Genomic DNA, 20,806 nt, shown 5'->3' on the forward strand with positions numbered 1-20,806 from the left:
AGCATCGAGACCTCGGCAACGCGCAGGCCGGCGCCGTAGGCGACCGACAGCGCCGCCTGGTGCTTGATGCAGGTGGTCGCGTTGAGCAGACGGGCCACCTCGTCCCGGCTCAGCACCACGGGCAGCTTGCGCGGATGCCTCACCCGCACAAGCTTGCGGGCAAGGTCGGGCCGATCGAGCGTATGGGTGAAGAAGAAGCGCAGCGCCGACACGATGCTGTTCATGGTCGGCGCCGGCATCCCGGCCTCGCCCTGCTCGATCTGGAACCGGCGCAGGTCTTCCGCCGTCGCCCGATCAGGCGACCGCCCGACGAAGGTGGCAAACCGGCCCACGTCGCGAAGGTAGTTGCGCTGCGTCTCCGGCGAGAACCGGCGCATGTTCATGTCGTCGATCAGCCGCTGGCGCAGCGGGCTGACAGGGACCGCGGAAATGGACTCGTTCATCGTCTGGCTCCTCTTGGTTGAAAGGAGCCAAAATGGTCCACCCCGGCCGGGCGATCCTCAATCGAGACCAGATGATCGACGGCCTGCCGCCTACCTCACCGCTCGCACCCCTCCCGCGCAGCGGGTTCGTTCCCCGGCCCAATCCGGAACCACGCATCGCACATGCCGCAATGCCCCATTCTCGCCAACCTTGATTTTTCCGGCGAAATATGCTTTTATTCCTCTATTCGCTCTTTGAATGGTAAATAGGCTCAATTCGGCGCGCCAAGCTTGTCGCGGCGCGTCCCTCCATTACCGCCGACGCGGGAACCGGCGCGGCCGATGGGCGGCTCCGCCGCCCCGCCGTCCACAACACAACCTCCTGAAACCAAACGAGAAATCGGCAAAATGATGACATTCGACGACGTTCGATGACAATCCTACGGCGCGGCGGGCGATTTCCGCCGGTCCGTCAAGGACTTAAGTCATATCAGCGGTGCCGAATAATCATCATTCGTCGCCGCCCAGGCGGCGCCGGCGTCCTCCGCTCCGCTCCCCTCCCCTCACCCCCGGGCGAACTCTTCCCTGAGCTGGCGGTAGAGGCGGCGGTAGCGGGCCAGTTTTTCGCCATAGGCGGCGGCGAGCGCTTGGTCGGGCTCGACGACATGATCGACGGCGGGCGGCGTGCAGACGGCCAGCGGGTCCTCGCCCGTCGCCGCCAGGCGGCCGAGGCGGGCGGCCCCATAGGCGGGGCCGATTTCGCCGCCGGCATGATAGGTGAGCGGCCGGCCGAGCACGGTTGCCAGGATGCGCCCCCACAGCCGGCTGCGGGCGCCGCCGCCGATGACCGAGACGGTGTCGATTTCGGCCCCCGCCGCCAGCAGCGCGTCCTGGCCGTCGGCGAAGGCGAAGGCCACGCCCTCCAACACGGCGCTGCCCAGCGCGGCGCGGTCGGCATCGAAGGTGAGGCCGAAGAACACGCCCTTGGCGGCGGGGTCGTTGTGCGGCGTACGCTCGCCGGCCAGATAGGGCAGGAAGGCGACGGAGGCCCGGGCATCGCCGGCCGCCTCGATCTCGGCCACCAGCGCCGCTTCGCTGCCGGCGCCGGTCAGCGCCATCACCCACGAAAGGCAGGACGCCGCGCTCAAGATCACCGACATCTGGTGCCAGGTGCCGGGCAGGCAGTGGCAGAAGGCGTGCACCGCCTGTTCCGGGTTGGGCGAGAAGGCGGCGTTGGCGACGAAATAAACCCCCGAGGTGCCGAGCGAGAGAAACGCCCGGCCCGGCGCCACGGTGCCGACGCCCACCGCGCCGGCCGCGTTGTCCCCGGCCCCGCCGGCCACCACGACGCCCGCGCCCATGCCCCAATCGGCGGCGAGTTCGGGCTTGAGGGTGCCGCCGGGTTGGCTGCCCTCGACCAGGCGGGGCATGTGGTCGCGGCTCAGCCCGGTGGCCGCCAGCATGGCTTCCGACCACGCGCGGCCGGCGACATCGAGCCACAGGGTGCCGGCGGCGTCCGACATCTCGGAAACATGCTCGCCGGTCAGGCGCAGGCGCAAATAGTCCTTGGGCAGCAACACCTTCGCGACGCGCTTGAACACATCGGGCTCGTGGCCGGCCACCCACAAAAGCTTGGGCGCCGTGAAGCCGGGCATGGCGAGGTTGCCGGTGATCCTGCGCGAGGCCGGCTCGCGGCGCTCCAGCTCGGCGCACTCGGCCGCCGAGCGGCCGTCGTTCCACAGGATGGCCGGGCGCAGCACGGCATCGTTGTCATCGAGCAGCGTGGCGCCGTGCATCTGGCCGGACAGGCCGATGCCGCGCACCGCCGCCAGTTCCTTCGGGTGGCTGGCCTTGAGGGCGGCGAGGGCGGCGAGCGTCGCCCGCCACCAGGCCTCGGGGTCCTGCTCCGACCACAAGGGATGCGGGCGGGCGACGTCGAGCGGGGCCGCGCCCTGCCCGATCACCGCCTGGGCGTCGTCGACCAGCGCCGCCTTGACGCCCGAGGTGCCGAGATCGATGCCGAGGTACATAGGAGGCCCTCCCCTACCAGCGGTGATGGACGTGGGCGCGGATGCGGGCGTCGTAGAGCTTGCGCAGGCGGCGCATGGTTTCCTCGGCCAGCGCCGGCAGCACCGAGGCGGCGGCGTTGGCCCGGGCCTGTTCGGCGTTCCTGGCGCCGGGAATGACGGTGCCGACGGCGTCGTGCATCAGGATCCATTTCAGCGCGAACTGCGCCATCGTCATGCCTTCCGGCACCAGGGCGCGGATGTCGTCCACCGCGTCGAGGCCGGTTTCATAGGGCACGCCGGAGAAGGTCTCGCCGACATCGAAGGCCTCGCCATGCCGGTTGTACAGCCGGTGGTCGTCGGCGGAAAACGCGGTGTCGCGGCTCATGCGCCCGGAGAGCAGCCCGCTGGCCAGCGGCACCCGCACGATGACGCCGACCTGGCGCTCGCGGGCGAGGCGGAAGAAGAGTTCCGCCGGGCGCTGGCGGAAGATGTTGAAGATGATCTGCACCGTCTCGACGCCGGGGTATTCGGTGGCCTTGATGGCCTCCTCGACCTTCTCGACGCTGACGCCGTAGTGGCGGATCTTGCCGGCTTCCTTGAGGTCGTCCAGCGCCTCGAACACCTCGGGCCGGTAGTAGACCTCGGTCGGCGGGCAGTGCAGCTGCACCAGGTCCAGCGCGTCGGTTTCGAGGTTCTTCAGGCTGCGCTCGATCCAGGCGGTGAGGTTGTCGCGGTTGTAGGCCTCGGCGACGTGCGGGCTGGCCCGCCGGCCGGCCTTGGTGGCGACGAAGACGCCCTGGCGCCCGCCCCGTTCCTTGAGCGCGCGGGCGATGAGGCGCTCGCTGCGCCCGTCGCCGTAGACGTCGGCGGTGTCGATGAAGTCGACCCCGGCGTCGAGCGCGGCGTGGAGCGCCGCCACGGCGTCGGCGTCGTCCACGTTGCCCCAATCGGCGCCGATGGCCCAGGCGCCGAAGCCGATTTCGGAGACGCGGCCGATGCGGCCGAATTGGCGATGGTTCATGGACGGTCCCTCCTGTTGGCTCGAATGGACGGGTGCCCCGCATCCGCCCTCGTCGATCCCGGGCTCGCCCCACCTCTCCCCGGCCCTCTCCGCCCCCCGGGGCGGAGAGGGAGGGACCCGCGCAGCGGGAGGGTGAGGTGGGGGGGCTGAGCCGTGTCGTCGCACTGTATCACCTGCTTTCCGTTTCCGGGGTCTAGGCCGACGCCGGCGCCAGCAGCCCCCACGCATCGAGGCGGATTCGCAGATCCTCCGCCCCGCAGAAGTCGATGCCGTGGAAACCCAGGCGCCGGGCCGCCGCGACGTTGACCGGCGAATCGTCGATGAAGACGCACTCGCCGGCCGTCAGGCCGTAGGTTTCGAGGAAATGCAGGAAAATGGCCGGATCGGGCTTGATCAGGCGCACCTCGCCCGACACCACGATGCCGTCGAACAGCTCGAAGAAGGGAAAGCGCCGGCGGGCCTCAGCGAACTTCTCGACCGAGAAGTTGGTGATGCCATAGAGGGGGACGCCGGCCTCCTTCAGCCCTTCCAGGACCTCGACGGAATCTTCGAAGGCGTGCGTCACCATCTCGGCCCAGCGGTGGTGGTAGGCGGAGATCCGCTCGGCCTCCCCGGGGAAGCGGGCGGTCAGCTCGGCGACCCCCTCGTCGAAGGTACGCCCGGCATCCTGCATCAGGTTCCACGACGACGAGCAGACGAAGGTGAGGAAGCGCTCCATCGCCGCCTCCTCGCCCGGCCCGTAGATCTTGCGAAAAAGGTGGCGCGGATTCCACTCGATCAGCACGCCGCCGAAATCGAAGACCACGGCGCAGGGCGCCCCTCCGGCATGGTCCGCCGTCATAGCGCCTCCCACCGTGCCGATTTGCCGGAGCGGAACAGGGCATCGATGACCCGCATGTTCCTGACCGAATCCTCGAGCGGGAACTCGGCGGGCTTGCCGGTGCGGATGCCCTCGGAAAAAGCGTCGCCCTGGAGGGTGTATTGATTGACCATGGGAAATTCCTCGGGTTTTGCCGAGATGTCGCCGAGCGCGCCTTCGGCGTCGACGAAGATGCGGCTGGGTTCGGCGGGCGCCGCATTGAAGGGGACGCGCACCTCGATGCGCCCGGCGGTGCCCAGGATCTGCACCCGCTGGTAGGGGATCAACTGGGTCGAACAGGTGAACGTCGCCTGCCCCTCGGGGAAATCGAGGATGGCGCTGGTCAGCCGGTCGACCTTCGTCGCCGGGTCGCGCTCGATCAGCGCCACCACGCGGGTCGGCTCGGCGCCGAACAGGAAGCGCGCCGTCACCACCGGATAGCAGCCGATGTCGTAAATGCCGCCGCCGCCGATGTCGGCCTTGTTGCGGATGTTGACGGGATCGACATTGCTGTAGCTGAAGAACGCCTGGATGGCCCGCAAGCGGCCGATGCGGCCCTCGCGCACCAAGTCGCGGGCGCGCCGCCATTGCGGGTGGTGGCGCACCATGAAGGCTTCCTGGATGCGCACCCCGGTGCGGTCGCGCACGGCGATCAGCGAGCGCGCCTCCTCGGCGGTGAGCGCGATCGGCTTCTCGCACAGCACGTGCTTGCCGGCCTCCGCCGCCTGGATGCTGACCGGCACATGCAGATGATTGGGCAACGGGTTGTAGACGGCCTCGATCTCGGGATCGGCCAGCAGTTCCTCGTAGGTCCCATAGGCCCTGGGGATGCCCAGCTTGGCGGCCACCGCCTTGGCGGCGGCCAAATCGCGCGAAGCGATGGCGACTACGCGGGTGAGCCGGCCCGCCTGCAGGGCGGGAATGACCTTTTCGCGGCCGATCTTGGCCGTACTGACGATTCCCCAGGCGACCGGTTGCATGCCTCTCTCCCCTTGCTGCCCCGATGGGGCTCTCCTCCCCTATGGTGGGCCGCCGCAACCGCCTGTCAACCTCAATCGAAGGTCGCGGGGGCGCGGCCTCGCCCGAAGGCGGCCACTCCCTTATTTAACGTTTTTATCATGTATATAAATTTAATAATACGTTTTTCTTGATTATTTTCTATCGATAGTACACATATTCATGACAAACGACAGCCGGGACCTTCTCCATGAGCGAACCGAGACACGACACCCCTCCTCTCGCCGCCGGCGCCGCCCAGCGGGCGGCGGACCTTGCCGCGCGCCACGGCCATCTCCACGGCATCGACCTTATCCGCGCGACGATCCGGGAACTTCCGGGGCGCATCGCGCTGGCCTCGTCGTTCGGCGCGGAATCGGCCGTTCTTCTGCACATGGTGTCGAGGGTCGATGCCGGCCTGCCGGTCATCTTCCTCGACACCGGCAAGCTGTTCGAGGAGACGCTACGCTACCGCGACGCCCTGGTGGCGCGCCTGGGCCTGACCGGCGTCATCGAGGCGAAGCCCGAGAAGGCGTGGCTCGCCGAGGCCGACCCCGGCGGCACGTTGTGGCGCTTCGATCCCGACCTTTGCTGCCGCATCCGCAAGGTCGCGCCGATGGAAACCGCGCTTCGCGATTTCGACGCCTGGATCACCGGGCGCAAGCGCATGCACGGCGGCGAGCGGGCGGGCCTGGATGCCATCGAGGCCGCCGACGGCCGTATCAAGATCAATCCGCTGGCCGACTGGAGCCGGCGCCGTATCGAGGCCTACCTCGAGAGCGAGAATCTGCCCCGTCATCCCCTCGAAGCCGAAGGCTTCCCGTCCATCGGCTGCGTGCCCTGCACGGCCCGCCCGCAGCCGGGAGGCGATGTCCGCTCGGGACGCTGGGCCGGCCTGGCCAAGACCGAATGCGGCATCCACCGTCCCCAGCTTGCCGCCACCCACGGAGACGACCGCCGATGAGAGATCTCGACCATCGCGTCGTCGGCGGCTACGTCGTCCAGGGACCCGCCGAGGCAAGCCGCAACCTGACCGCCATCGCCCACGCCGTCGGCGGCGAGGAGCGGGCCCGCGCCTATGGGCACGGCGCGGGGGTTCTGTGGCTGACCGGACTGTCGGGCAGCGGCAAGTCGACCCTGGCCATGGCGCTGGAACGCCAGCTGTTCGATCGCGGCTATGGGGTCTACGTGCTGGACGGCGACAACGTGCGGGGCGGGCTCTGCCGCGACCTCGGATTCTCGGCCGCCGACCGGGCCGAAAACATCCGCCGCGTCGCCGAAACGGCACGGCTGTTCGCCGACGCCGGCTTCGTGGTGATTTCGGCTTTCATTTCGCCCTCCCGCGAGGACCGCCAACGGGCCCGCGAGATCGTCGGCCCGGGCTTTCACGAGATCCACGTCAAGGCCGGCCTGGAGGTCTGCGAGGCGCGCGATCCCAAGGGGCTCTACGCCAAGGCGCGGGCCGGCGAAATCGCATCTTTCACCGGAATATCGGCTCCGTATGAGGAGCCACAAGCTCCCGACCTGACGGTGGACACCGCCGCCCTGTCCATCCCCCAAGGCCTGGCCCTTCTGACCCGCTACGTCGAGGACCGCTTCGGCCGGGAGGCGGCACTCGGCGCCACCGGCTGAGGGCGGCTGGCGCCGCTTCAATCCTCGTGGAACTGGGCGCGTCCCATCTCGATATGATGGCGCATCGCCTCGACCGCCATCGCCGGCGAGCGCTTTTCGATCGCTTCGAGGATGCGCAGATGTTCCTTGGCCGCCTCCTGGGGCCGGCCATGCTTGTATGTGCCGTGCTGCTGTGAGACCCGCTGCACGTCCGCCTGGATCAGGCCGATGAGGGACCGCAGCAGCACATTGTTGGTGGCCTCCGCCACGCGGATGTGGAACAGGCTGTCCTCCCCCAGCGTATCGCCGCCCTTCTGCACCTGCTCGGCCAGGTCCTCGCAGGCTTTGCGGATGTCGGCGATCTGTTCCGGCGTCGCTCTCGTCGCCGCCAATTCCGCGGAGAAGATCTCCAGCACGCCGCGAACCTCGGTCAGCATCTGCGGCGTCAGGTCTTCCATCACCAGTACGCCCCGGACCAGCCGCTCAAGCGTCTGGACGCTGATCTTCTCGACGACCGTTCCGCTTTGCGGAAAGGTCCGGACGATGCCGTAAAGCTCCAGCTTGTGAAGCGCCTCGCGCACATGGGCGCGGCCCACCTCGAACCGCTCCATGAGAGCCCGCTCCGACGGAAGCCGTTGGCCGGGCTTCAGCACGCCGTTCGTCACCAGCTGGCTGACCTGTTCGATAATGACGTCGGCCGGGCGCTTCACACGGATGCGCTTCAGATACCCGCACACGTCCGTGTCATCTTCAAGCATGGAGCGCCTCCGCCATATTTGGTATTTTCAGAACCAATTTATCGGCATCCCTCAGTCATGTCAAGGATGCCATGGTTGACTTACAAGGGATATCCCAGTTATGCTCGCCAATAAAACCAAAAAACCAATTGACCAGAACCTGATCGACATCATCCCTTGCGCGCTCAACGAGCGGCCATCGCTTGAGCGGCGAGATCGAGCAGCAGACGGAACACCCATAGGGAGGAAAGCATGCACAGAATCATCGCGACCATCGCCGCCACGGCACTGGCAACCACCACCGCCGCCGCCGCGACAACCACATTCAAGTTCGAAAGCTCGGATGCCGCCGGCAGCCAAGTCTATGAAATTCAGAAGGAATGGACCGACCGGCTCGAGGCGGCCTCGAACGGACGCTTCAAGATCGACCTCCTGCCGCTGGACGCGGTGGTCAAGTCCTCGGACATTCTGACCGGCGTGCGCAACAACGTCATCAACGGCGCCATGGCCACCAGCGCCCACTACGCAGGCGAAGACCCGGGCTTTGGCCTCATCGGCGATCCGATCAGCGCGTGGAGCTCGGACGAGGACATCCTGAAGTTCTACTACCTCGGCGGCGGCATGCAGGTCGTCGACGGCATCATGAGCGGCTGGGGCGTCAAGCTCATCGGCATCTCGCTCACGGGGTCGGAATCGTTCGTCTCGAAGAAGCCCATCCGGACGATCGAGGAATTCAAGGGCGTGAAGCTGCGCGCGCCGACCGGGCCGGTGCACAAGCTGTTCTCCGCCTTCGGGGCGGCGCCGGTCAGCCTGCCGAGTTCCGAGGTCTATACCTCGCTCGACAAGGGCGTGATCGACGCGGCGGATTATTCGACCTTCGCCAGCAACCAGAAGCAGGGCGTGAACGACATCGCCAAGTTCCCGATCTATCCCGGCTTCCATTCCTCGCCCACGGTTCACATCATCATGAACCTGAAGGAGTGGGAAAAGATCGGAAAGAACGACCAGGTCTTCCTGCAGTCCTACTTCAAGGGCCTGGCCATGGATTCGCTGATCCGCCCCCATTACGAAGATCGCGTCGCGGTCGCCCAGGCCCTCAAGAAGGGCGTGCAGCCGATCGCCTGGAGCGACGAAGAGCGAGCGAAAGTGCGCCAGCACGCCCAGAAGATCTGGGAAGAGATCGCGGCCAAGTCGGAGATCGGCAAGAAGTTCCTCGATACCCTGATGACCTTCCTCAAGGCCCAGGGGCAGATGTAACCTGGAAACCGCCGCGGGACGCGCCTCCGGCCCGGCCCGCGGCCTTCTTCCGAACGGCCCTCGCCATGGGAGGAACCGTGCTCGATTTCATCGAAAAGGTCGACCGGGCCGTCATGCGGATCGGCAACTCGGCCAGCGTGCTCTATTTCGGGGTCGTGTGTATCGCCTTTTACGAGGTCATGGCGCGCTACCTGTTCAATTCTCCAACCAGCTGGGTACACGAAACCACAACTTTCGTCATCGGACTCTGTCTCGTCTACGGGGGCGTTCACTGCTATGCGGCCGACAGGCACATCTGCATGCGGTTCATCCGCGACACCTTCGGCCCCCGGGGTCGGTGGATCGTCGACTTCATCACCCACAACTGCGTCCTGATCTTTTTCGCCATGCTGCTTCACGGCGCCTTCTTCTCGGCGTGGGACGCCTTCATCCGGCCGAACGGGACTTTCCGCATGCAGACCTCGGGAACCGGCCTCGACACGCCGTTCCCGGCGATCAGCAAGGCCTTCCTGCTGGTTTGCTGCGTGATCCTCGTGGGGCTCGCGATCCTGCATTACGTGCGCCATCTGGCCATCGCGAAGGCAGTCTTCGACGGCACTTACGTCGAACCGCCCCACGTCGGGAAGGAGTGACGCCCGTGTTGAGCGCGATCGGCATCGGGCCGGCCACGATCCTCATCTTCGGCACGATGATCATGCTGCTGGCTCTGGGCATGCCGCTTGGATTCCTGACCGGCTTCATCGCGGTCGGAGTCGCCTATCTCTGGTTCGGTGACGCCAACGTGCTGCACATGGTGGCGGGCCGGATCGTCGATTTCACCACGTCCTACACCTTCGTCGCGGTACCGATGTTCGTGCTCATGGCATCGATGCTCGACAAGACCGGGATCGCCAAGGACCTTTACAACGCCATGCGGATCATCGCCGGGCGGCTTCCCGGTGGCATCGCCGTGCAGAGCATGGCGGTCGCGGTGTTGCTTGCCGCGATGTCGGGCATCATCGGCGGCGAGACGGTGCTTCTTGGCTTGGTCGCCCTGCCGCAGATGCTGCGACTGGGCTATAACCAGAACTTGGCGATCGGCACCGTGGTTGCCGGCGGAGCGCTTGGCACCATGGTGCCGCCCAGCATCGTGCTGATCGTCTATGGCCTGTCCGCCAACGTCTCGGTCGGCGACCTGTTCCTGGCCTCCTTCCCGCCCGCGTTCCTGCTGGCGGGGCTGTACATCATCTATATCCTCGTCCTGTGCTTCCTGCGGCCCGAGTACGGCCCACCCATGAAGCGCGGCGAACTCCAAAGCATGACCCGCGCCGACTTCGTCAGGATGGCCCGCGACATCGCCATTCCGGCCCTGATCGCGCTCTGGGTACTCGGCAGCATCTACGGCGGCATCGCCTCGGTCACGGAGTCGGCCTGCGTCGGCGTGGCGGCGGTTTTCGTGGCGGCGCTCTATCGCCGCGAACTGTCGGTGGCGATCGTTTACGATGCCCTGAAGCACACCATGCGCACGGTTGGCATGATCATCTGGGTCGGCATCGGCGCCACCATGATCATCGGCGTTTACAACCTCATGGGCGGAGACAAGTTCGTCAAGGATCTCATCGTCAGCCAGGACGTCGCCCCCATCGTCGTCGTTCTCCTGATGATGCTGGTCCTGATATTCCTCGGCATGTTCCTGGACTGGATCGGCATCGCGCTCCTGTGCATGCCGATCTTCGTGCCGATCATCGTCGACCTCGGGTATGACCCGATCTGGTTCGGCGTGCTGTTCTGTATCAACATGCAGGTGTCGTTCCTGACCCCACCCTTCGGCCCCGCGGCCTTCTACCTGAAAAGCGTGGCGCCCCCGGGCATCGAGCTGACAGATATCTTCCGCGCCGTATGGCCGTTCATCATCATGCAGATCATCGTGCTCGTCGCGGTGCTGCTCGTACCGGAGATATCGACCTTCATGATCAACTAGCGGACCGCCAATTTTTTTGATTCCTGCTTTAGCAGGGCGTTGACTTAGGAGTGGATCGGACTGCGGCGGATTCCGGGCCGTTTCGGAACTAATTTTCAAGGATGGAACCGGATCGTTTCACGGGTGGAAAAGTCGCACCGCACACGAGGCTTGATCGGCGTCCCGTTGTGCGCCATTACCGAAGTTCCCGGGGAACGAACATCGACAGCAAGGGATACGGAAGCACATGCGTGCCTTATTCATTCACGGCGAGAAGGACCTGCGGCTGGGCGAGTTGCCCGAACCGGAGACGAAGCCCGGCGAATACAAGCTGAAGGTCGCCAGCGCGCTCATCTGCGGCAGCGACCTTCACTATTACCTGGAAGGCGGCATCGGCACCCGGCGCATCCAGAAGCCCCATGTTCCCGGCCACGAATTCGCCGCCTGGATGTGGGATGACCGGGCCGAGGAAGTCGGCCTGAAAAAGGGTCAGCTGGTGGCGGTCGAGCCGTCGCACTTCTGCCGCGAATGCGAATATTGCCGCCGCGGCCTGCCGCACCTGTGCAAGAACCTGCGCTTCCGCGGCTCGCCGCCCAACCATGGCGCCATGACCGAGTTCATCACCGCGCCCCGCGAATCGATCATCCCCGTTCCCGAGGGCTTCACCGCCGACGAGGTGGCCTTCCTGGAACCGGTCGGAATCGGCATCCATGCGCTCAAGAAGGCCGACCTGCAGTTGGCCGACAGCGTCGCCATCCTGGGCTGCGGGCCGATCGGGCTCGTCCTGCTGCAGCTGGCCCGCGCCCATGGCGCCGGCGCCATCTATTGCGCCGACCCGCTGGAATACCGCGCCAAGAAGGCCCTGCAATTGGGCGCCGACCAGGTGGGAGCCAGCTACAAGGACATCGTGGAAATGACCGGCGGCCGTGGCGTCGACCTCGCCATCGACGCCACCACCTCGCCCAACGCCATGGCCGAGACCATCGCCATGGTCCGGCCGGCCGGGCGCATCGTGCTGGTCGGCATTCCCACCGGCGTCAACTACAATGCCTTCGACGCCATGCCGTTCCGCTCCAAGGAACCGACCATCAAGATCTGCAATCGCATGAGCGAGGTCTATCCGGAAGCCATCGAGGCGGTGCGCCGCGGCATGATCAACGTCAAGGCCATCATCACGCACCACGGCGCGATGGAAGATGCCGTCTCGCTGTTCGAGCGCCAGGGCGCCTATCGCGACGGCTCGCTCAAAAGCGCGATCTATCCGAACGGGGTTCCGAACTGATCCAGCCGCGTCGGCCGGCCGGCAAATGAGGGGCCGCCCGCGGGCGGCCTCTTTTTTCGTCAGACCGCCGGCCCGCCATCCTCGGCGATCGGCAGCGTGAACGACGCCACCACGCCGCCCCCCATCTTGTCGCCGATGCTGAATTCCCCGGCGTGGGCCTCGACGATGTGCTGGCAAATCAGCAGGCCAGAGCCCAGTTCCCCGGGTTTCGTCGAGACATAGGGATAAAACAGGCGGTCGCGGGCCGCGCCGGAAATGCCGACGCCGGGACCTATCCCCGTGCCCTCGACCTGGAACCAGACGCGCCGGCCGTTGCGCCGGCCGGTGCCGACCCGGAGCGCCCGCTGCGGGCTTTCGACGCCGGCCATCGCCTCGACGCAGTTGCGCGCCAGGCTGATGACCACCTGGGCGATCTGCATGGGATCGGCCGTCACCCGCGGCAGATTCCCCGCGAGGTCGAGGTCGACCACGATGTCGGCCTCGCGCCGCACCAGGTCGACGGCGTCGCGGATGATCTGGTTCAGGTCGACGGCCCGCTTGGCCGTTTCCTTGCCGACGACCCGGCGAACCCAATCGACGGTCTCGCCCGCCACCGTCGCCTGCTGGAGAACGAAGTCGAACGCCTCTTCCGCGTCCCCCGTCGACGCCGAGGGGGACGCCAGGCGGCGCTTCGCCTCGCGCGCGCGGGCGGCAATGGCGGTCAGCGGCGGCTTCAGATCCCGGACCAGGCTGGTGGCGATCTCCTCGGTGCTGCTGCGGCCCGACACGCGGGCCAGTTCCAGGGCCAGTTGCCGATGCTTTTCCTCGGCGTTGCGGCGCTCGGTCACGTCGTGCACGATGCCGTTGGCCCGCACCGGCGTCCCATCCGGCCTTCTCTCGATCTCGCTGCTGATCTCCAGATGGCGGACCGCCCAATCCGGCCGCAGCGCCCGCAATTGCCCGACGTCGAGGTTCTGTCCCATCTTCGTCAACAGGGCGAAGGCTTCCTTTGCGCGATCGCGATCCTCGGGATGGACCGCCTCGATGAGGACGTCGATGGACATCGGCGCCTCCGCCGCCAGCCCCAGGATGCTTCCGACCTCCCGCGACCAACTCATCCGGCCGCCCGCATAGTCGTAACTCCACGACCCCACGTGGGCGATGCGCTGCGCTTCCTTCAGGCGGCTCTCGCTCTGCTCGAGGGTCGCGAACATGTCGTCGAGGCGCGCGATGGCCTCGTCAAGCGCGCGCAGGGGAATTCTGCGCAGGACAACCACAACGGCGCCGGCCAGCCCGCAGGAGAGGGCGAACACCAGCACGGTTTCGAGAACGATCGGCAGCAGGCTGATGGCGGTTTCGACGCGGCCGATCACCCGCCCGCCATCCTCGAAGTTGCGGGTCCGGGTGAGGACGGGGAAGGCCGGGTCCCCACCCACCGTCCGCACGAGACCGCCACCGGCGTCCATGACGCGAACGCGGGCGCCGCCGGAAAAGAGCGCGGTGGAAACCACATCGCCAAGGCGTTCGGCCTGAAACGTCCAGGTGTCGGGAAACCGGTATATGAAGCGGGTCAGGTTCTGTACGATCAATTCGGTCTGGTTGCCCAGGTACCGCGCTTCGCCTCGATAGGAGGCGATGCCGAAAACCAGCGGCGCGAGGACGGCAACGCCGACGGCGACCGCCGTCGCCGACCGGACGATCGTTCTTCTGACACTGCCATAGACTTGCCGTTGCATCGGTGGCCTACTTTCCTTCCCTAAGCGGCACGACCCCGGTGGCCTCCAGGATGTCGCGCCCTTCCGGCGACGCCGCGAACTCCATGAAGGCCCGCACCGCCGGCTCGGGCTCGGGGCGGGTGACGAAGTGGAACGTCTTGGTCAGATCGTAGGTCCCGTCGCGGATGGTCTCGACGGTGGGCATAACGCCATCCAGCGCCAACGCCCTGATCGGCCGCCTCTCGGCGAGAATCAGGGAAAGCGAGTTGGGGCCGATGGCGCCCGGTATCGTCTCGATCAGTTCCGCCGCTTCCTGATCGGTGTAGGCCACCGGCACGATCCTTTTCTCGGCCGCCGCCTGCCAAGCCGAGGCCAGCCGGGGAAGAAACCGCAGCAGGATTTCGGTGTCACCGTCGGACGGCGGCCTCAGGATAAAGCGGATCGGCGTGCCGTCGCCCCACGCGGTGATCTTTTCCTCGTAGATGTCGACGATTTCCGTGCTGCGGATGGTATTGCGCGGATTGTCGCGCCGCACGGCAAACACCAATGCCGTCGCGCCGTAGGGGTGGACGGCTAGGCCCAGGCCGCGTTCCGCCACCTTCAACGGCCGCGAGGTCAGGCCGATGTCGAGCGCGCCGGCCGCCACCGCCTTGACCGCTCCCGACGTGCCGACGCTGGGCAGGACGACGCCGGTGATCTCCGGGTGCCGTTTCGTCAGGCCATCGAGCAGGAGCTGGACGCCGCCAAGGGCCGATCCGGTACCGCCGATCCTAAGCGCCGGTTCCGCCGCCACGGGGCCGCCATAGCCCGTCGCGCCAAACAAAAGCATCGCCGCCAGCAAGATCCTCAGGACCGCCATCGCCGTTCCTTCCCTCGCGGCTTCATGGTGTGCCGCTGTTATGGTTCGATCTTAGCCCAACGGGGGCAACGATCCCAGTCCTTACGGCCTGCCGTCAGAGGGCGCGGATCGTCGGCGGCGCGCCACCCTCGGCCACCGCCAGCGGATTGGCCAGCGGCAGGCCGAAACCCGCCGCCTCGATTTCGAAGACGTCGCCCGGCATGGCCTTGATGCCGGCCGCGAAACTGAGGGTCGCGGTGCCGAAGAAATGGCAGTGGGCGTCGCCCGGCCGGCGGAACTGCGGATACTTGAAGTGATGGTGCTCGAGGTTGGCGATGGAATGCGACATGTTGTCCTCGCCACTGACGAATTCGGCCTCCCACAGCACCTTGCCGGCGCGCCGGATGCGGCTTTTGCCGGCAACGTGGCCGGGCAGCGAGCCGACCAGCAACTCGGGCCCGAACGAACAGGGCCGGAGCTTGGAATGGGCGAGATAGAGATAGTTCTGGCGCTCGGTGACGTGGTCGGAGAATTCGTTGCCGAGCGCGAAGCCGAGGCGGAACGGCGTGCCGTCGGGACCGACCACGTAAAGGCCGACGATCTCCGGCTCCTCGCCGCCATCGAGCGAAAAATCGGGCATCGCCAGCGGATGGCCGGGCGCCGCAACGATGCCGCCGTCGCCCTTGTAGAACCATTCCGGCTGGATGCCGGCGCGGCCCGGTTCCGGCTTGCCGCCCTCCAGGCCCCAGCGGAACATCTTCATCGAATCGGTAAGGTCGTCCTCGCTTTTCACCGTACCCTGGTGCATGGCGGCCCGGGCGCTGGCGCTGCCCAGATGGGTCAGCCCGGTGCCGGTCACCAGCAGGTGGGCGGGGTCGGGATGCAGCAGCGGCGCCAGCAGGCGCCCGTCGGCGACGACGGCGGCATAGTCCACCGTTTCGCGGCCGGCCCGTTCGGCCGCCAGATCGGCCAGCGGCCGGCCGGCGGCGATGGCATCCTGGGCCAGATGGTAGGTGCCGGACGTGCCGGACAGCACGCTCAGCGTTCCCTGTCCCTCGTCGACCCGGCCGACGGCGACCTTGCCGTCGCCGGCGGTGAATTGCACCAAGCGCATGATTCCGCCCCCTTCGGTCGTGGAGACCTCTCGTTCAGGGCGCAGTATAGGCGGTTTTCACCGTGGTGTAGAAGTCGACGGCGTAGCGGCCCTGCTCGCGGCTACCATAGCTCGACCCTTTGCGGCCGCCGAACGGCACGTGGTAGTCGACGCCGGCCGTCGGCAGGTTGACCATCACCATGCCAGCCTGGGCGTGGCGCTTGAAATGGCTGGCGTATTTCAGCGACCCCGTGCAGATGCCGGACGACAGGCCGAACGGCGTGTCGTTGGCCACCGCCAGGGCCTCGTCGTAGTCCTTGACGCGGATGACATTGGCGACCGGGCCGAAAATCTCCTCGCGGCTGATGCGCATGGCGTTGGTGGTTTCGGTGAACAGCGCCGGCTGCAGGTAGTAGCCTTCCTTGGCGCGGTTCAGCCGTTGGCCGCCCCAGGCCAGCCTGGCGCCTTCCTTCTTGCCGATGTCGATGTATTCCATGTCCTGGGCCAGCTGGCCCTCGTCGACGACCGGGCCGATATCGGTGCCTGGGGTCAGCGCATCGTCTACCTTCAACGCCTTCATGCGCTCGATCACCGCGTCCACGAACCGGTCATGGATGCCTTCCGTCACCACCAGCCGGCTGGAGGCCGTGCAGCGCTGCCCTGTCGAGAAGAAGGCGCCGTTGACGGCGCAGGAAACGGCCGTGGAAAGATCGGCGTCATCCAGTACCACCAGCGGGTTCTTGCCGCCCATCTCCAATTGGAACTTCGCGCCGCGCCTGGCGCAGGCCTCGGCCACCCGGCCGCCCGTCGCCACCGAACCAGTGAAACTGACCCCGGCAACGTCGGAATGCGTGATCAGCGCCTCGCCGACCACCGAACCGCGGCCCATCACCAAATTGAAGACGCCGGCCGGCAATCCCGAACGGGACAGAATTTCCGCCAACGCCCAGGCCGAGCCCGGCGCCGCATCGGCCGGCTTGGCGACCACGCAGTTGCCAAAGGCCAGTGCCGGGGCGATCTTCCAGGCGGGCGTGGCACTCGGGAAGTTCCACGGCGAGATGATGGCGACGACGCCGATCGGTTCGCGCGTCACCTCGACGCCGATGCCGGGACGCGTCGAGGCCATCGTTTCCCCGGGCACGCGCAGCGCCTCGCCGGCGAAGAATTTGAAGATGTAGCCGGCCCGCGCCGCCTCGCCGATGCCCTCGGGCAGCGTCTTGCCCTCCTCGCGGGACAGCAGGCGGCCCAGTTCCTCCTTGCGGGCCAGAATTTCGGTGCCGACCGCGTCGAGCACGTCGAAGCGCTGCTGGGGCGTGCTGACGCTCCACGCCGGGAAGGCCGCCTTGGCGGCGGCCACCGCCGCCTCGGCCAGCGCCTTGTCGCCATAGGCGTAGGCGCCGACAACATCGGAAAGGTCGGACGGATTGACATTATCGCGCGGCGTGCCCGCCGCTATCCACTCGCCCGCCACGTAATTGCCATGCACGGTCATGGAACTCCTCCCTTTCTCTGCCATCTCGAATCGAGCCAAAAGGTATGGTCCGGCACACGCCTTACAAGAGGCCGCGCGCCATCAGGTTGCGCATCAGCGCCGAAACGCCGAAGGTCCAGGGCTCGATCTTCTCGCAATGCTCGACCCGGTTGACCAGCGTTCCCAGCTTCGGCGACGCGATGCTGACGGTATCGCCCACCTTGTGGGTGAAGCCCTTGCCCGGCGCGTCGCGGTCCTGGGTCGGCGCGAACATGGTGCCGATGAACAGCGCGAAGCCGTCGGGGTATTGGTGGGAGGCGCCGATGGTCTGCGAGACTAGGTCGAGGAGGTCGCGGCTGATCCTGCTGACCGAGCTGACGCCCGAAAGCGCGAAGCCGTCGGCGCCCTCGATCTCCAGCGTCACGTCGCAGGCGCGCACGTCGTCCAGCGTGAACGTCGCGTCGAACAGGCGGATGAAGGGGCCGATGGCGCACGAGCCGGTATTGTCCTTGGCCTTGCCCAGCAGCAGCGCGCTGCGCCCCTCGAAGTCGCGCAGGTTGACGTCGTTGCCCAGGCTTGCGCCCAGACAGCGGCCGCGGGCGTCGACGATAAGCACGATCTCGGGCTCGGGGTTGTTCCAGGTGGAATCCGAGCGCACGCCGACGTCGGCGCCGAAACCGACGGAAGACATCGGCTGGCACTTGGTGAAGACCTCGGCGTCGGGGCCGATGCCGACCTCCAGGTACTGCGACCACAGGCCTTCCTGGATGAGGGTTTCCTTAAGCCGCCGGGCGGTTTCCGAACCGGGCCTGACGGCCGACAGATCGGTGCCGATGCGGGCCGAGAAATCGGCGCGGATGGCCGCTGCCTGGGCCGGATTTCCCTTGGCCCGCTCCTCGATGACCCGCTCGATCAGGCTGGCCGCGAAGGTGACGCCGGCCGCCTTGACGCTCTGCAGGTCGATGGGCGCCAGCAGGAACGGCCTGGTGGCGTCGCGGCTTTCAGGAAAGCTGTTGACCAGGAGTTCGCCGACCGAGCCCAGGCGGACGGCGCCCCTCGCCCCCTCGATGAGGGCCAGCGGGTCGGTGGCGTTGATCAGATCGGCCATGGTGGCGGCGGTGCGGCCGATGTCGTAGACGCCGTCCTTGCGAACGACGACGACGGCCGGTCCGGCCACCGGGTTGTCCTTCGTGGCCGGCGCCCAGGCCCGCCCGACCAGCGTGCCGGCGGCGCCATCCCCGGGCAGCGCCCGACGTTCCCATTGCGGTGCCGAAAAGTCCGGATCGTCCTTCATTTTCCTCGTCCCCTGATTGCCGAGCGAGGACCTATTCTAGCGATCCCGTTTCCCGTGTATATATGGGTCGGTGACGAAAATATGAACGGTCCCGCGAGGTCGCGTCGATGTCCACCACCGACAGTCAACGACCCACGGCCGTCATGGCCGGCCCGCTCAACGGGATCACCGTCGTCGACCTCACCCGCGTGCTGGCCGGCCCCTATTGCACGATGGTGCTTTCCGACCTCGGCGCCCGGGTCATCAAGGTGGAGCCGCCGGGGGGCGACGATTCCCGCCACTACGGTCCGTTCGTCGACGGTGAATCCGCCTATTTCGCCTCGCTCAACCGCGGCAAAGAGAGCATCGCGCTCGACCTCAAGGCCGAGGCCGACCGCGCACTGTTCGAGCGGCTGCTGGCCAGGGCCGATGTCGTGGTCGAGAACTTCCGGCCCGGCACCATGGCTCGCCTGGGCTATGGCTGGGAGGCCCTGCACGAACGGTTTCCCCGGCTGATCTACGCCGCCGCCTCCGGCTTCGGCCATTCGGGCCCCTACAGCCAGCGCCCGGCCTATGACCTGGTGGCCCAGGCGATGGGCGGCATCATGAGCCTGACCGGCCATCCGGGCGGCCCGCCGGCCCGCGTCGGCACCAGCATCGGCGACATCACCGCCGGCCTGTTCGCCACCGTCGGCGTCGCCGCCGCGCTTCATCAGCGCCAGCGGACCGGCCAGGGCATGATGATCGACGTCGCCATGATGGACGGCCAGGTGGCGGTGCTGGAGAACGCGCTGGCCCGCTATTTCGCCACCGGGCAGGTGCCCGGCCCGATGGGCACGCGCCACCCCTCGATCACCCCCTTCGAGGCCTTCGCCACGGCCGACGGCTACATCGTCGTCGCCGCCGGCAACGACGCCCTGTTCGCCCGCCTGTGCCAAGCCGTGGGCCGGCCAGACCTGGCTGACGATCCGCGCTTCGCAAGCAACCAGGAGCGCACCGCCAACGTCGATGCCTTGAAGGTCGAGATGGAAAAGGCATTGCGTCTGCGACCCACCGCCGAATGGCTGGAGGCGCTCGGCGCCGCCCGTTTGCCCTGCGGGCCGATCAACACGGTCGACAAGGTGGTGGCCGACCCCCAGGTGGCGGCCCGCGCCATGGTGGTCAGCGCCGAGGGGGCATCGGGCCGGCCGTTGCGCATGGCCGGCAACCCGATCAAGATGTCGGCCTTCGCCGACCCGCCGACCCGCTCGCGGGTGCCCCGCCTCGACGAGGACAGGGCCCGCATCGTCACCGACTTCGCCGAGGAGTGAGGGACAACCGCCGACCGTTTGCCCCGGGGCGTCGTCGACACTACATTCTTTCCCGGGGACAAGTCCGCCGCCGCGCCATCCGACAGGGAGGAGACGCCATGGCCCGCATCCGCATTATCGTTTCCCGCCATTCGGCCTTCTACAGCCCGTTGCTGGCCTCGATCTCCGCCGGCTTCCTGGCCGAGGAGGGCCTGCAGGCCGACTACGAGGTGGCCAGCGCCGGACGCACGGCCTGGCATGCCTTGAAGGAGGGCACCGCCGACGTCGCCCAGAGCGCGGTGTCGGCGAGTTGGGGACCGTTGGAGCGCGGCGAGCGGCACGACTTCGTCCATTTCGCCGAGATCAACCAGCGCGACGGTTTCTTCATCGCCGGGCGCCGACCCGATCCCGCCTTCACGTGGGACAAGCTGGCCGGCCGCGAGGTGCTGGTCGACCACTTCGGCCAGCCGCTCGCCATGTTCAAGTACGCCGCCCATCGCCAGGGCGTGAACTACGCCGACATCGGGGCCATCGACGCCGGCCAGCCGGACGCCATGGAGACCGCCTTCCGCGGCGGCCGGGCCGACTACGTCCACCTCCAGGGTCCGGCCCCCCAGCAGATGGAAAAGGAAGGCATCGCCCACGTGCTGGCCTCCATCGGCGAGGTCATCGGCCCGGTCGCCTTCAGCAGCCTGCTGGCGTCGCGCCGCTGGCTGGCCACCGACGCCGCCAAGGCCTTCATGCGCGCCTACCGCAAGGCCCGCATCTACGTCAACGACGTCCCGGCCGACGTCATCGCCAAGGCCGAGGACCGGTTCTTTCCCGGCATCGACGCCAGCGTGCTCACCCGCACCATCGCCACCTACCAGGCCCTTGGCTGCTGGCCGCGCGACGTGCACATTCCAAGGCCGGCTTACGAAACGGCGCTCGACGTCTTTCTCCTCGCCGGCGCCATCAAGGTCCGCCATCCCTACGATACGGTGGTGGCGCCGCCACCCGACGAAACGTGATACCG

The 20,806-nt window shown here is 67.2% G+C and carries 19 protein-coding genes; 8 read left to right on the plus strand and 11 right to left on the minus strand.

Annotated elements, in window-relative coordinates; genetic code table 11:
- From ODR01_RS15060 to ODR01_RS15080, 5 genes are all read right to left on the minus strand, one after another.
- Positions 1-443, minus strand: a 443-nt coding sequence (locus ODR01_RS15060) for a tyrosine-type recombinase/integrase (protein WP_316978505.1), incomplete at its 3' end; no start/stop codon positions are given.
- A gap of 542 nt (positions 444-985) precedes the next feature.
- A complete protein-coding gene (xylB, locus tag ODR01_RS15065; protein ID WP_316978506.1) occupies positions 986-2,452 on the minus strand; it encodes a xylulokinase in 1,467 nt (488 codons plus the stop codon).
- A 13-nt stretch (positions 2,453-2,465) separates the two neighbouring features.
- Entirely contained in the window at positions 2,466-3,452 is a 987-nt protein-coding gene (locus tag ODR01_RS15070; protein ID WP_316978507.1) for an aldo/keto reductase, read from the minus strand.
- Positions 3,453-3,645: 193 nt separating this feature from the next.
- The gene (locus ODR01_RS15075) at positions 3,646-4,293 is read right to left on the minus strand and encodes an HAD family hydrolase (protein WP_316978508.1); all 648 of its coding nucleotides are present in this window, start codon (positions 4,291-4,293) and stop codon (positions 3,646-3,648) included.
- Complete coding sequence (locus ODR01_RS15080) at positions 4,290-5,291, minus strand: Gfo/Idh/MocA family protein (protein WP_316978509.1); 1,002 nt, start codon at positions 5,289-5,291, stop codon at positions 4,290-4,292. Before ODR01_RS15080 ends, ODR01_RS15075 begins: the two co-directional genes overlap by 4 nt.
- 227 nt (positions 5,292-5,518) lie before the next feature.
- Here ODR01_RS15080 and ODR01_RS15085 point away from each other — a divergent pair, with 227 nt between their 5' ends.
- The gene (locus ODR01_RS15085; RefSeq protein ID WP_316978510.1) at positions 5,519-6,271 is read left to right on the plus strand and encodes a phosphoadenylyl-sulfate reductase; all 753 of its coding nucleotides are present in this window, start codon (positions 5,519-5,521) and stop codon (positions 6,269-6,271) included.
- Positions 6,268-6,939 (plus strand): adenylyl-sulfate kinase, encoded by a 672-nt coding sequence (gene cysC / locus ODR01_RS15090; RefSeq protein WP_316978511.1) that lies wholly within the window; start codon positions 6,268-6,270, stop codon positions 6,937-6,939. Before ODR01_RS15085 ends, cysC begins: the two co-directional genes overlap by 4 nt.
- A gap of 17 nt (positions 6,940-6,956) precedes the next feature.
- Here the strand turns inward: cysC and ODR01_RS15095 are convergent, their stop codons facing one another.
- Complete coding sequence (locus ODR01_RS15095; RefSeq protein ID WP_316978512.1) at positions 6,957-7,676, minus strand: FadR/GntR family transcriptional regulator; 720 nt, start codon at positions 7,674-7,676, stop codon at positions 6,957-6,959.
- A gap of 231 nt (positions 7,677-7,907) precedes the next feature.
- On the opposite strand from ODR01_RS15095, the gene dctP reads away from it, so the two are divergent.
- The 4 genes from dctP (at position 7,908) to ODR01_RS15115 (ending at position 12,133) form a co-directional block, all read left to right on the plus strand.
- Positions 7,908-8,912, plus strand: coding sequence for a TRAP transporter substrate-binding protein DctP (gene dctP, locus ODR01_RS15100; RefSeq protein ID WP_316978513.1), 1,005 nt, complete (start codon positions 7,908-7,910; stop codon positions 8,910-8,912).
- A 77-nt stretch (positions 8,913-8,989) separates the two neighbouring features.
- Positions 8,990-9,544 (plus strand): TRAP transporter small permease subunit, encoded by a 555-nt coding sequence (locus ODR01_RS15105; RefSeq protein ID WP_316978514.1) that lies wholly within the window; start codon positions 8,990-8,992, stop codon positions 9,542-9,544.
- Positions 9,545-9,549: 5 nt separating this feature from the next.
- Positions 9,550-10,872 (plus strand): TRAP transporter large permease, encoded by a 1,323-nt coding sequence (locus tag ODR01_RS15110; RefSeq protein WP_316978515.1) that lies wholly within the window; start codon positions 9,550-9,552, stop codon positions 10,870-10,872.
- Between the two features lie 226 nt (positions 10,873-11,098).
- A complete protein-coding gene (locus tag ODR01_RS15115) occupies positions 11,099-12,133 on the plus strand; it encodes a zinc-dependent alcohol dehydrogenase (RefSeq protein ID WP_316978516.1) in 1,035 nt (344 codons plus the stop codon).
- A 59-nt stretch (positions 12,134-12,192) separates the two neighbouring features.
- On the opposite strand, the gene ODR01_RS15120 is transcribed toward ODR01_RS15115, so the two are convergent.
- From ODR01_RS15120 to ODR01_RS15140, 5 genes are all read right to left on the minus strand, one after another.
- Positions 12,193-13,848 carry a sensor histidine kinase gene (locus ODR01_RS15120; RefSeq protein ID WP_316978517.1) on the minus strand — a complete coding sequence of 552 codons (1,656 nt, stop codon included), beginning with the start codon at positions 13,846-13,848 and terminating at the stop codon, positions 12,193-12,195.
- Between the two features lie 7 nt (positions 13,849-13,855).
- Positions 13,856-14,686, minus strand: a complete 831-nt coding sequence (locus ODR01_RS15125; RefSeq protein WP_316978518.1) for a PstS family phosphate ABC transporter substrate-binding protein — start codon at positions 14,684-14,686, stop codon at positions 13,856-13,858.
- 94 nt (positions 14,687-14,780) lie between these two features.
- Positions 14,781-15,779 carry an AraD1 family protein gene (gene araD1, locus ODR01_RS15130; protein ID WP_316978519.1) on the minus strand — a complete coding sequence of 333 codons (999 nt, stop codon included), beginning with the start codon at positions 15,777-15,779 and terminating at the stop codon, positions 14,781-14,783.
- 34 nt (positions 15,780-15,813) lie between these two features.
- Complete coding sequence (locus ODR01_RS15135) at positions 15,814-17,250, minus strand: aldehyde dehydrogenase family protein (RefSeq protein WP_316978520.1); 1,437 nt, start codon at positions 17,248-17,250, stop codon at positions 15,814-15,816.
- A gap of 61 nt (positions 17,251-17,311) precedes the next feature.
- On the minus strand, positions 17,312-18,523 hold the full coding sequence (locus ODR01_RS15140) for a fumarylacetoacetate hydrolase family protein (protein ID WP_316978521.1): 1,212 nt from the start codon (positions 18,521-18,523) through the stop codon (positions 17,312-17,314).
- A 107-nt stretch (positions 18,524-18,630) separates the two neighbouring features.
- Between ODR01_RS15140 and ODR01_RS15145 the strand changes: the two genes are divergently transcribed.
- Positions 18,631-19,812: a CaiB/BaiF CoA transferase family protein gene (locus ODR01_RS15145; RefSeq protein ID WP_316978522.1), complete on the plus strand. Its 1,182-nt coding sequence runs from the start codon at positions 18,631-18,633 to the stop codon at positions 19,810-19,812.
- A gap of 98 nt (positions 19,813-19,910) precedes the next feature.
- Entirely contained in the window at positions 19,911-20,801 is an 891-nt protein-coding gene (locus ODR01_RS15150) for an ABC transporter substrate-binding protein (RefSeq protein WP_316978523.1), read from the plus strand.
- Positions 20,802-20,806 lie beyond the last annotated feature (5 nt).

This window comes from Shumkonia mesophila, from assembly GCF_026163695.1.
Classification (GTDB): Bacteria; Pseudomonadota; Alphaproteobacteria; order Rhodospirillales; family Shumkoniaceae; genus Shumkonia; species Shumkonia mesophila.